This window comes from Streptomyces sp. YIM 130001 (genome assembly GCF_003574445.1).
Lineage (GTDB): Bacteria > Actinomycetota > Actinomycetes > Streptomycetales > Streptomycetaceae > Streptomyces.
In genome coordinates this window covers 449,450-461,995 of record NZ_KZ984551.1, presented here as the reverse complement: position 1 = coordinate 461,995, position 12,546 = coordinate 449,450, and the positions used below count along the sequence as shown (strand labels likewise).

Below are 12,546 nucleotides of genomic sequence, written 5' to 3'. Positions count from 1 at the left end.
GAAGGGAATGCAGGGGCCGTCGCAGAGCAGCGGCCCGACCTCGTAAGGTCGTGTCCGTGTTGGAGGAGATGCGGATACGGTCGCTCGGAGTCATCGACGACGCAGTGGTCGAGCTGTCACCCGGCTTCACCGCCGTGACCGGCGAGACCGGCGCGGGCAAGACGATGGTGGTCACCAGCCTCGGGTTGCTGCTCGGCGGGCGCGCCGATCCCGCCTTGGTGCGGATCGGCGCCAAGGCGGCGGTGGTGGAGGGCCGCGTCACGGTGCCCGAGGGTTCCGGTGCGGCCGTGAGAGCGGAGGAGGCCGGTGCCGAACTCGACGACGGCGCACTCCTGATCAGCCGTACGATCTCGGCCGAAGGGCGTTCACGGGCACACCTGGGCGGCCGCTCCGTACCGATCAGCCTGCTCGGCGAACTCGCCGAGGAACTGGTGGCCGTGCACGGCCAGACCGACCAGCAAGGACTGCTCAAGCCTGCCAGGCAGCGCCAGGCCCTCGACCGCTACGCCGGCGACGCGGTCGCGGTCCCGCTCGCCAAGTACGCCGCTGCCTACCGCAGACTGCGCGCCGTATCCGCCGAACTCGACGAGATCACCACGCGTGCGCGGGAACGGGCACAGGAGGCGGACCTGCTCCGCTTCGGCCTCGACGAGATCTCGGCCGTCGAACCGCGGGCCGGCGAGGACACCGAACTGGCCGCCGAGGCCGAACGCCTCGGCCACGCGGAGGCGCTGGCCTCCGCGGCCAGCACCGCGCACGCCGCCCTGGCGGGCAATCCGGAGGATCCCGAGGGCGTCGACGCCGGAGCACTCGCGGCCGCCGCCCACCGGGCCCTGGACACCGTGCGCTCGTACGACCCCGCCCTCTCCGGACTGGCCGACCGGGTCGGCGAGATCGGGATCCTGCTCGCCGACGTGGCGGGCGATCTCGCCGGGTACGCGGACGATCTGGACTCCGACCCCCTGCGCCTGGCGGCCGTCGAGGAACGCCGCGCGGCACTGACTCAACTGACCCGCAAGTACGGCGAGGACGTGACGTCGGTCCTCGACTGGGCGGAGCAGAGCGCGGCCCGCCTGGGCGAACTGGAGGGCGACGACGAGCGTATCGGCGAACTCACCGGCGAACGCGACGCACTCAGCGGTGAACTGGGCGAACTGGCACAGGCGTTGACCGAGGCGCGTACGGAGGCGGCCGAAAGATTCGCCGCAGCGGTCACCGCGGAACTGGCCTCCCTCGCCATGCCCCACGCGCGCGTGAGCATCGACATCCGGCAGACCGAGGTGTCCGAGGACGCCGACGGTGTCGAGGTGGCCGCTCGCCGGGTCGCCTACACGGCCACCGGCGTCGACGACGTCGAACTGCTCCTCGCGCCGCACCCGGGCGCACCGCCCCGGCCCATCGCCAAGGGCGCGTCGGGGGGCGAACTCTCCCGGGTCATGCTCGCCGTCGAGGTGGTCTTCGCCGGCTCGGACCCCGTACCGACCTACCTCTTCGACGAGGTGGACGCGGGGGTCGGCGGCAAGGCGGCGGTCGAGGTCGGCCGTCGTCTCGCGCGGCTCGCGAGGTCGGCCCAGGTGGTCGTGGTGACGCACCTGCCGCAGGTGGCGGCGTTCGCCGACCGGCAGTTGCTGGTCGAGAAGACGAACGACGGATCGGTCACCAGGTCCGGGGTCAAGGCGCTCGAGGGTGAGGAGCGTGTCCGCGAGCTCTCTCGGATGCTGGCCGGCCAGGAGGACTCCGAGACGGCGCGTGCGCACGCGGAGGAACTCCTGGAGGCCGCACGCGCGGACGGCTGACCGGCCGGTCCCGGCACCTCGCCGGGACTGTGCCGCGCGCGGCGCGGGGCCGTGAGCCCCCGGCTTCTTGAGACCGGCCCCGCTCAGATATGCCCCTCGGTACACCGGCGCGCGCAGCCTGCCGCAGGCGCTGATCCCCTCGGCCACGGGTGGGCCTCGCGCACGGCACCACTCCGACGTGGCCGGATTCGGCGTTCCGGCCACTACTGTGGTGGGCGCCCGCGTCCGACGGGGCGTCAGGAAACGGCACATTGCCCACTCGTGTGGGTGAATCGGGAGCTCGCCCGCACCACACGGCAGGGCCCGGCCGTACGAGCGGCATCGGACCGCCCTCGACGGCTGGCATCCTGGGCGGCGCGCGGCGTTCCGTCCGCACCACCCCTCATCCGCCCCCGCACACCCAGGAGTTCGGCCCGCGTGACCCACCTCAGCACCCCCACACCGCAGGGACGGCTTCCACTGCGGGCGGTCCAGGTCCTGGGCGGAGGCAGTGCGGGCAGCAGCGCCCATGTGCGTTCCCTGGCTTCCGGTCTGGTCGCCCGCGGAGTCCAGGTCACGGTGTGTGCGCCGGCCGGGCTCGAGCAGACCTACGACTTCACCGGCGCGGGAGCGCGATTCGTGGCGGTACCGCGCCGCAGCGATCCCGTGTCGGTCGCGGCCCTGCGTACGGAGACCGCCGACGCGGATCTCGTGCACGCCCACGGCCTCGACGCCGGCGCGCGCACGACCCTCGCGCTGACCGCCCTGCGCCGCCCGCCCGGGCACCGCAGTCCGCCCCTGGTGGTCACCTGGCACAACCACAGGCACGCGGAGGGCGCCCGTGCGCGGCTGCAAGGGCTCGTCGAGCGCCGGGTGGCCCGCTCCGCGTCGGTCGTCTTCGGTACCTCGTCGGCCCTGGTGGACCGGGCCCGCAGCCGGGGCGCCCGCGATGCACGCCTCGCGCCGATCGCCTTTCCGCCACCGCGCCGCGCGCCCGAGTCGGAACGTGACCAAGAGCCACGGGACGACGACGGCGGCACCGGGACCGGCCCCAAGGCCCGTGCCGAACTGGGCGCCGTCGAGCGGCCGTTGCTGATGGCCGTCGGATCGCTCCACCCCGAGCGTGGTTACGGCACGCTCCTCGACGCCACGCGCGCGTGGAACTCGCTCGACCCCGTACCCCTCCTCGTGATCGCCGGTGAGGGACCTGAGCGAGCCGCGCTCCAGGGCCGTATCGACGCCGAGTCGCTGCCCGTGCGCCTCGCCGGCCGTCGGGACGACGTGGCCGAACTCCTCGCCGCCGCCGACGTCGCGGTCCTGCCGAGTCGCTGGGAGTCGCGTTCGCTGCTGGCCCAGGAAGCCCTCCACGCCGGGGTGCCCCTGGTCGCCACAGCCGTCGGCGGAGTGCCCGAACTGGTCGGCGAAGCGGCCGACCTGGTGCCGTACGGGGACGCCGCGGCCCTGGCCCGCGCGGTGACCCGGCTGCTCGCCGACCCCGAACGCCGTGCCTCACTGCGCGCCAAGGGCCTCGCACAGGCCGCGACTTGGCCCAGCGAGGACGACACGGTCACCCAAGTGCTCAGCGTCTATGACGAGCTGGCCCGGCCGTCGCCCCTGTGACAGGCGGCACCGGCCGTCACCATGAACGGCCTCCACGCGCGCGTAGAGGCCACTCCCCGTCACTCATCGGGCCGCCCTCCGCAAGCCGGCAGGCAAGGCGCCAAGCTGCCAGGCAAGGCGCCACCGCGGCCACAGTTCCGAGAGCACCCCAGGGCAGGGCGTCGGCTGTCACGCCACATGCCGCCGGGCCCGCAGGGCCAGACTCAGGGCCAGCACGGTCTGCGGATCGTCCAGGTCCGTGCCGAGCAGTTCCGCGATGCGGGCCAGACGGTTGTAGAGCGTCTGCCGGTTGAGGTGCAGCTCCCGCGCCGTCTCGGCCTTGCGCCCCGCATGTGCGAGGTACGTCTCCAGGGTCGGCAGCAACGGCGGTTTCGCCCGCAGATCGTGCGCCTGCAGCGGCCCCAGCGCGCGTTCCACGAAGGCCGCCAGATCCGGGTGGTCCCGCAGCCGCCACAGCAGCAGATCGGTGTCCAGACGGCGCGCGTCGTGCCACGGCCGGTGCGGCAGCCCCTGCGCGGCCGCGGCGGTCTCCGCGCAGTGCCGCAGACTCGTGGACACCGGGGCCCAGCCGCCGGCGACGCCGACGACCACGACCGGCGGCCGCACCCCGGCCCGCTGCAGCCCCGACCGCTCCACGCCCGCGCGCAGCGCCGCCGCGACCCGCTCGGCGACGTCCGCACGGTCGCCCTCCGCCCGCAGTCCGAGCATGACTGGGACCCGGCCCTCCACGGGGCGTACGCCGAGCAGGAACGGCAGCCCCACGGAGGCGAGTTCCTCGGCCACCACGCGCGCGAGGAGCGCGAGCGCACCGCTCGGTGCGAGCCCCGCGGTCCCGTCCGGGAGCCGCATCACCACCGGCAGCAGCGGCCCGTCTCCCGGCCGGAAACCGAGCACTCTGGCCTGCGCCGGTGCGTCCTCGGCCGACACCAGACCCTCGGCGAGATCGTTGAGGAAGTCGCCGCGTCCGCGTGCGGCCAGCTCCTCCTCCTGCCGGGCCTGCATCAGGACGACGGCGAGACTGCCGGCCGCGCGTTCCGCGGCCATCCGGTGCACCGGCAGCAGCCCGGCCGACACTGCGAGCAGCACGATGCGGGCGCGGGCCGAGTGCGTCCCGGGGCCGCCGGGACCGCCTCCCGGCACGTCGACCAGGACAGCTCCCGACGACGGCTTCTCCTCCCTCGCCCGGCCGCGCAGGCCTTCCCACGCCTGCAGCGGATCGACCCCGGAAGCCTTCGCCCCGCCGGGCCCCGTCGCCGTGGGACCGGCTGCGCCGGCGGCGCTCCCGTCCGGCCCGGCCGCGTACAGGAGGCGTCCGTCCGGAGTCTCCAGGAAGACGGGATTGCCGCAGAACCCGGCGAGGATCGTCAGGACCTTGGGCACTCCGCCGCCACCGAGCAGTGCGTGGGTGCACCGCTGGTGCACCTCCTCGGCCTCCTTGAGCAGCGCGTAGTGACCGTTGACGATCTCGGTGTGGACCTCCTCGGTGACCGTCACGAACGGCACCTCGCGGTGCAGCTGGACCAACGGGAGGCCGGCCGCCCGCGCGGTCTCCACGATCGCCACCGGAAGCCGGGTGAACCGCGGGCCCAACTCCACCACCAGAGCGGCGATTCCACGCTCGGCGAGCCTGCGGACGAACACCCGCTGCTCGGCCGGGCGCGAGCCGAGCCCGAGCCCTGTGGTCAGCAGCAGTTCGCCGCCCTTGAGCAGGGACGCCATGTTCGGCGCCTCGCCCGCGTGCACCCAGCGGACCGTGCGCTGCAACCGGTCCGCGCCGGCGACGACCTCGGGCAGACCACTGCGCAGCCCGGGCAACTCCAGGGCCCGCTGCACGGTGATCCCGCCGTGCGGAGCGCGAGGGTGGTGCGTGTCCATGTGCGGACGTTATCGGCGCCGACCTGCGAGGAACATCACGCATTGGCCACAGCCGGGCGGCACGGTGCGCCGGCACCGACAACTCGTCGTATCGACAAGGGGATTGCGCGACGCAGTGCCGTGTGTGGCATGCGTCACACGGGCGTCATGGGTGGCCGGGACCCAGGAAACGCGGAGAGCGACCGCCGTGGCAGCAACACCACGACAGTCGCTCTCGTCACAGCCGGCTCGACATCCGCGCCGGGCCGCGGCGTCTCAGCCCCCGTACGCCCCCGACGCGGTCAGCCGCAGCGCCGTGTCGATCAGCGGCACATGGCTGAAGGCCTGCGGGAAGTTGCCCACCTGCCGCTGCAGCCGCGGGTCCCACTCCTCGGCGAGCAGTCCGAGGTCGTTACGCAGCGCGAGCAGCCGCTCGAAGAGCTCGCGTGCCTCGTCGACCCGTCCGATCATCGCCAGATCGTCGGCGAGCCAGAACGAGCAGGCCAGGAACGCCCCTTCGTCACCGGCCAGACCGTCCACCCCGGCGTCGTCACCTGTCGTCGGGTACCGCATCACGAAGCCGTCCTCGGTCGACAGCTCCCGCTGGATGGCCTCGATGGTGCCCACCACCCGCTTATCGTCCGGCGGCAGGAAACCCATCTGCGGAATCAGCAGCAAGGAGGCGTCCAGCTCGCGCGAGCCGTAGGACTGCGTGAACGTGTTGCGCTCCGGGTCGTAGCCCTTCTCGCAGACGTCCCGGTGGATGTCGTCGCGCAGGTCGCGCCACTTGTCGATCGGACCGTCCGCGTCACCGGACTCGATGAGCTTGATGGTGCGGTCCACGGCGACCCAGGCCATCACCTTGGAGTGCACGAAGTGCCGTCGGGGGCCCCGGACTTCCCAGATCCCCTCGTCCGGTTGGTCCCAGTGCGTCTCCAGGTAGCGGATCAGCTTGAGCTGCAGCAGGGAGGCGTAGTCGTTGCGCGAGAGGCCCGTCATATGGGCCAGGTGCAGCGCTTCGGTGACCTCGCCGTACACGTCGAGCTGCAGCTGGTGCGCGGCGCCGTTGCCCACCCGCACCGGCTGTGAACTCTCGTACCCCGGAAGCCAGTCCAGCTCGCTCTCGCCGAGCTCGCGCTCGCCCGCGATGCCGTACATGATCTGCAGGTTGTCGGGGTCGCCGGCGACCGCCCGCAGCAGCCACTCGCGCCAGGCGCGGGCCTCCTCGCGGTATCCGGTACGCAGCAGGGAGGACAGCGTGATCGCAGCGTCCCGTAGCCAGGTGAAGCGGTAGTCCCAGTTCCGTACGCCGCCGATCTCCTCGGGCAGCGAGGTCGTGGGCGCGGCCACGATCCCGCCCGTCGGCGCGTAGGTCAGGGCCTTGAGGGTGATCAGGGAGCGTACGACGGCCTCGCGATAGGGGCCGTGGTACGTGCAGTGCTCCACCCAGTCGCGCCAGAAGTCCTCGGTCGCCTCCAGGGCGGCTTCCGGCTCCGGCACCGCGGGCGGCTGCCGGTGCGAGGCCTCCCAGCTGATGGTGAAGGCGATGCGCTCACCGGGCGAGACCGTGAAGTCCGCGTAGGTGGTGAGGTTCTTGCCGTACGTCTCCGCGGACGTGTCCAGCCATACCGAGTCGGGTCCGGCGACGGCGACCGTGCGCCCGTCGACCTTGTGTACCCACGGCACCACACGGCCGTAGCTGAAGCGCATGCGCAGCGCGGAGCGCATCTGCACGCGCCCGGTGACTCCCTCCACGATCCGCACCAGTTGGGGTGCGCCGTCGCGCGGAGGCATGAAATCGGTCACCCGGACCGTTCCCCGCGGGGTGTCCCACTCCGATTCCAGTACGAGGGAATCGCCCCGGTAGGTGCGTCGGTCGGCCGCGGGCGGTCCGGCCTCCGTACCGTGGGCGGGTCCCAGCCGCCAGAATCCATGTTCCTCGGTTCCGAGGAGTCCTGCGAAGACCGCGGGTGAGTCGAAGCGGGGAAGGCACAGCCAGTCCACTGTGCCGTCTCTGCAGACCAGCGCCGCGGTCTGCATGTCTCCGATGAGTGCGTAGTCCTCGATGCGCCCGGCCACGTGCATCTCCAGTCGAACGGCCATGTCCGCCCCGTGGGGCGCTTGCGTTGCGGTCAAGGGTCGTTGACGAGCGGAAGTACCGGGATCGGGCGGGGTTGGTGCCGTTTGCCGGCCTGGCTCGGCAGCGAATGTCCGAGCAGGATACGACGCACCCAAGTGATCCGCGCGCGGGTCGGAGATAAGCGTTGCGGCTGATCGGGTGAGGGTTTCGGCTCCTGTACGAGGGGTGTTCGCGGCACCACTGCGCGTACGGGATCACGGCCCCCGGCGAACATCCCTGAGCCTGGCCGGAAGCAGGCTCGTCCCGTCGCTGTTACCCTGGTAGCCCGTGGACCGGTGGGCGTTTCCGACTTGAGCGGGCCCCCGAACCGCAGCGACGCCGTCCCCCCGAAACCCTCGGTCGGACGCCGGTACGCAAGACCACCTCGCGACCACGGGAGCCCCCTCTTGGCCATGCCGCCCAAAGCCACGACGACCAAGCACATCTTCGTCACCGGGGGTGTCGCCTCTTCCCTCGGAAAGGGCCTCACGGCCTCCAGCCTGGGTGCGCTGCTGAAGGCGCGGGGCCTTCGGGTCACGATGCAGAAGCTCGACCCGTACCTGAACGTCGACCCGGGCACCATGAACCCGTTCCAGCACGGCGAGGTGTTCGTCACCAACGACGGTGCCGAGACCGACCTGGACATCGGCCACTACGAGCGCTTCCTCGACGTCGACCTCGACGGCAGCGCCAACGTCACCACCGGCCAGGTCTACTCACAGGTCATCGCCAAGGAGCGTCGCGGCGAGTACCTCGGCGACACCGTGCAGGTCATCCCGCACATCACCAACGAGATCAAGCACCGCATCCGGCGCATGGCCACCGATGACGTCGACGTGGTCATCACCGAGGTCGGCGGCACGGTCGGCGACATCGAGTCGCTGCCCTTCCTGGAGACGGTCCGCCAGGTGCGCCATGAGGTCGGCCGGGACAACGTCTTCGTCGTCCACATCTCGCTGCTTCCCTACATCGGTCCGTCCGGTGAGCTGAAGACCAAGCCGACCCAGCACAGCGTCGCCGCCCTGCGCAACATCGGTATCCAGCCGGACGCGATCGTGCTGCGCGCCGACCGCGAGGTGCCCCGGTCGATCAAGAGCAAGATCTCGCTCATGTGCGACGTCGACGACGCCGCGGTGGTGGCCTGCGTCGACGCCAAGTCGATCTACGACATCCCGAAGGTGCTGCACACCGAGGGCCTCGACGCCTACGTCGTCCGCAAGTTGGACCTGCCGTTCCGCGATGTGAACTGGACGCAGTGGGACGACCTCCTCGACCGGGTGCACAACCCCGACCACGAGGTCACCGTCGCGCTCGTCGGCAAGTACATCGACCTGCCCGACGCCTACCTCTCGGTCACCGAGGCGCTGCGCGCCGGCGGCTTCGCCAACCGCGCCCGCGTCAAGGTCAAGTGGGTCACCTCGGACGACTGCAAGACGCCGGCGGGCGCCGCCGAGCATCTCGGCGACGCGGACGCGATCTGCATCCCCGGCGGATTCGGCGACCGTGGTGTGAACGGCAAGGTCGGCGCCATCACCTACGCCCGCGAGCACAAGATCCCGCTGCTCGGCCTCTGCCTCGGTCTGCAGTGCATCGTCGTCGAGGCGGCCCGCAGCCTGGCCGACATCCCGGACGCCAACTCCACGGAGTTCGACTCCGCCACGGCCCACCCGGTGATCTCCACCATGGCCGAACAGCTCGAGATCGTCGCCGGTGAGGGCGACATGGGCGGCACCATGCGACTCGGCATGTACCCGGCGAAGCTCGCCGAGGGCTCCATCGTGCGCGAGGCGTACGACGGCAAGGAGTACGTCGAGGAGCGCCACCGGCACCGCTACGAGGTCAACAACAGCTACCGCGCCGAGCTCGAGAAGAAGGCGGGCCTGGTCTTCTCCGGCACCTCGCCGGACAACAAGCTCGTCGAGTACGTCGAGTACCCGCGCGAGATCCACCCGTACCTGGTGGCCACCCAGGCCCACCCGGAGCTGCGGTCGCGGCCGACCCGTCCGCACCCCCTCTTCGCCGGCCTGGTGAAGGCCGCCGTGGAGCAGCAGCAGGCGGCAGGACGGCCGAAGCCGAAGAAGTAGCACCAGGCGATACCGTTGCCGGGGTACGGGCCTCACCGAGGCGCCGTACCCCGGTTTCTGTTTGTGGAGGACGTATCTCATGACCATCAGGGACACCGCCGAGGAATGGCAGGTCACAGCCACCGCCACGCCGTTCAGGGGCAAGAAGACGAGTGTCCGCACCGACGATGTGGTCATGCCCGACGGGACGGCCGCCCGGCGCGACTACCAGGTGCACCCCGGCTCCGTCGCCGTCCTCGCCCTCGACGACCTCGGCCGTGTCCTGGTGATCCGTCAGTACCGCCACCCCGTACGGCACAAGCTGTGGGAGATCCCGGCCGGCCTCCTCGACGTACCCGGCGAGAACCCGCTGCACGCCGCTCAGCGCGAGCTGTACGAAGAGGCGCATGTGAAGGCGGGGGACTGGCGGGTGCTCACCGACGTGTTCACCTCGCCCGGCGGCTGCGACGAGGCGGTACGGATCTTCCTCGCCCGGGACCTGGCCGAGGCCGAGGGCGAGCGGTTCGCCGTGGCCGAGGAGGAGGCCGACATGGAGCTGGCCCGGGTGTCGCTCGACGACCTCGTGCAGGGCGTGCTCGCGGGCGAGCTGCACAACAACTGCCTGGTGGTGGGCGCCCTCGCGCTCGAAGCCGCCCAGCGCGGCGACGGTCTGGACGCGCTGCGGCCCGCAGAGGCGCCCTGGCCGGCACGCCCGTTCGAGGTCTGAACCGAGCGGGTTCCCCGGCTGATATCCCATCGGTGTGACGATCTGTTGATCCGTACGGGGGATGTGCCCGCCACGCGCGCCCCGGATCGTCGCAGAGCGTGAACTACGCTCGGAATTCCCCCGTCCGCAGCCGCGGCGGGCACTGTGCGCAGGCGGACGGGAGCGTGGCCCGTGACGGATCAGTCGGTGGACACCCACAGGTCGACACCGGTGTCGGACAGCTCGGTACCGGGGCCTCACCCGGTCCAGCCAGGACCCGAATTCGTCGGCAGGCAACGGGAGTTGAAGGAGCTGCGGGCGGATATCCAGCGCACCGGGCTCGACACTCTCACCGGCCGCAAGGCGCCACGGGCGCGGGTGCTGCTCGTGGCGGGCAGACCTGGAAGCGGCCGTACCACCCTCGCCGAGGAACTCGCGGGACAGCTCCGCGCCGACTACCCGGACGGCACGCTCCGTGCCCGGTTGACCGAACCCGGCGGCGAGCGCGTGCCCACCGAGCGCACGGCGCGCGAACTGCTCGGTGCGCTACGGGTGCCGGTGGCGCCCGGGGCCGCCGAGGACGAACTGTCCGAGGCGCTGCGCCGCGCGCTCGACGGACGCCGGACGCTGATCGTCCTCGACGACGCCGGCGATGCCGAACAGGTGGAGCCGCTGCTGCCGGACACTCCGGAGTGCCTGGTCGTCGCGGTGGCCGAGGGCCCGCTCACCGGGATCTCCGACGTACGTCCGTGCACCATCGGCGGCCTGGACACGAAGTCCGCGCTCGAGCTCCTGAGCGGCTTCACCGGATCGGTCCGAATCACCTGCGACCCGCGCGCGGCCGAGAATCTCGCCGAGCTCTGTGCCCACCAGCCGGCCGCCCTCGTGCTCGCCGGCGGCTGGCTCGCCGCCCGTCCCAAGGCCTCCGTGGCCGAGCTCGCCAAGCAGCTGCACAACCTCCCGAACGAGGACACGGGCCAGGGCAAGGGCCCCCTGTCGTCCCTTTCGCGGGTCTTCGGCTTCGTGCACGACGAGCTGCCGGTGCCCGCCGCGCGGATACTGCGACTGCTCTCCCTTGCGCCCGCGGGCTTCGCCGACTCGCACACGGCGTCCGCGCTTGCGGGATGTTCGGTGTCCGCGGCCCGGACGACGCTCGACGACTTCGTCACTCTCGGGCTGCTGCGCAGGGTCCCCGCGCCTTCCGGCCTGCCGCAGTACGCCGTGCCGGCCTGCCTGCTGCCGCAGCTGCGTTCGCTCGCCGCGGCCCACGACCGTCCCGCGGAGGTGCAGTTGGCGCGGGCCAGGATGCTGGAGCGGACGGTGCGGCTGCTGCAGTCCTGCCGGGGGGTCACCGAGCCGGAGGAGTCGCCCGCCCGTCGCAAGCTCGCCGGGATGCCCAGGGCGCTGCGCTTCCCGACTCCGGGGGCCGCCGAGGAATGGCTGCGGGTGCGGCACTACGCCCTGCTCGCCTCGGCCCGGCTCGCGGTGGCCGACGGGGAGCTCGACACTCTCGCCCGCCGTCTGATGGCGGCCCTGACCAGGGCGCTCGTCGCGCACCACGGGACCGAGGCGGCCGCCCCGGAGCTGTACGGGATCCACCGTCTCGTCCTGGACGTGGCCACCCGGCGCGAACTCCCGCGGGAGCAGGCGGCCGCGCTGCTCAACCTGGCCGATCTGGACGCGAGTACGGGGCGGACCCGTGAGGCGCTCGCCCGCTACCGGGAAGCGCTCGACGTCGCCCGCAGGGCGAACGACCCCTACGCCACCGGCCGGGCGATGGAATCCGTCGGCGGCGCCTACCAGGAACTGGGGGACTGGCCGCGGGCCGTCGACTGGTTCGGCCGCGCCCTCTCGCAGCGTCTGACGCGCGGGGAACGCGCGGACTCCGCGCGGCTCTACGGGCGTATCGGCACCGCCCACACCTACGCGGGGCGGTACGGCGACGCGGTCCGGAGCTGGCGTTCGGCGGCCAAGGGGTACCGCAAGGCCGGTGATGTCCCGTCCCACGCAAGGGCGTTGAGCGAACTGGCCAGGGTCCAGGAGTACGCGGGGCGGCCCGAGGAGTGCCTGCGGACCTGCCGTGAGGCGGTCGACTGGGCGCGGGAGGCCGGCGACGTACGGCTGCTCGCCGCGTTGCAGGTCAGGCTGGCCGACACCCTCGAGCGGCTGGGTGATCCGGCGGCCGCCGGGCTGCACCGCGCGGCGGCCGAGCGCATGCTGGGGGAGGAGCTCAACGAACAGGGAACTGATCCTTCCGCCTACGAAATCCGCAGTGCTTCCGAAGAAGTTTGAAGCTTTGGAAGGCTAGACAGCTCAAAATCCTTCATTAGACTGGTCGAGCCGCGGGTTCCCGTGGCGTATCCCAGTGCGTCGCGATGCGTAGGGGTATGTCTTTCCTGCCCGAAAAAT

Annotated in this window: 7 protein-coding genes; 5 read left to right on the top strand and 2 right to left on the bottom strand. The window is 71.9% G+C overall.

What is annotated here, in order from left to right; all coding sequences use genetic code 11:
• The first annotated feature begins 68 nt into the window (after positions 1 to 68).
• Both recN and DSC45_RS09890 read left to right on the top strand, forming a co-directional pair.
• Complete coding sequence (recN, locus tag DSC45_RS09895; protein WP_119289254.1) at positions 69 to 1,796, top strand: DNA repair protein RecN; 1,728 nt, start codon at positions 69 to 71, stop codon at positions 1,794 to 1,796.
• A 417-nt stretch (positions 1,797 to 2,213) separates the two neighbouring features.
• Positions 2,214 to 3,395: a glycosyltransferase family 4 protein gene (locus DSC45_RS09890; RefSeq protein ID WP_119289150.1), complete on the top strand. Its 1,182-nt coding sequence runs from the start codon at positions 2,214 to 2,216 to the stop codon at positions 3,393 to 3,395.
• 168 nt (positions 3,396 to 3,563) lie between these two features.
• On the opposite strand, the gene DSC45_RS09885 is transcribed toward DSC45_RS09890, so the two are convergent.
• A complete protein-coding gene (locus DSC45_RS09885) occupies positions 3,564 to 5,270 on the bottom strand; it encodes a PucR family transcriptional regulator (protein WP_119289148.1) in 1,707 nt (568 codons plus the stop codon).
• Positions 5,271 to 5,525: 255 nt separating this feature from the next.
• A complete protein-coding gene (locus DSC45_RS09880; RefSeq protein ID WP_119289145.1) occupies positions 5,526 to 7,352 on the bottom strand; it encodes a glycoside hydrolase family 15 protein in 1,827 nt (608 codons plus the stop codon).
• A gap of 429 nt (positions 7,353 to 7,781) precedes the next feature.
• Here DSC45_RS09880 and DSC45_RS09875 point away from each other — a divergent pair, with 429 nt between their 5' ends.
• The 3 genes from DSC45_RS09875 to DSC45_RS09865 all read left to right on the top strand — a co-directional run bounded on the left by DSC45_RS09875 (position 7,782) and on the right by DSC45_RS09865 (position 12,429).
• Complete coding sequence (locus DSC45_RS09875) at positions 7,782 to 9,452, top strand: CTP synthase (RefSeq protein WP_119289144.1); 1,671 nt, start codon at positions 7,782 to 7,784, stop codon at positions 9,450 to 9,452.
• A 79-nt stretch (positions 9,453 to 9,531) separates the two neighbouring features.
• A complete protein-coding gene (locus tag DSC45_RS09870; protein ID WP_119289142.1) occupies positions 9,532 to 10,158 on the top strand; it encodes an NUDIX domain-containing protein in 627 nt (208 codons plus the stop codon).
• Between the two features lie 210 nt (positions 10,159 to 10,368).
• Positions 10,369 to 12,429: a tetratricopeptide repeat protein gene (locus tag DSC45_RS09865; protein ID WP_240434567.1), complete on the top strand. Its 2,061-nt coding sequence runs from the start codon at positions 10,369 to 10,371 to the stop codon at positions 12,427 to 12,429.
• Positions 12,430 to 12,546: the final 117 nt, after the last annotated feature.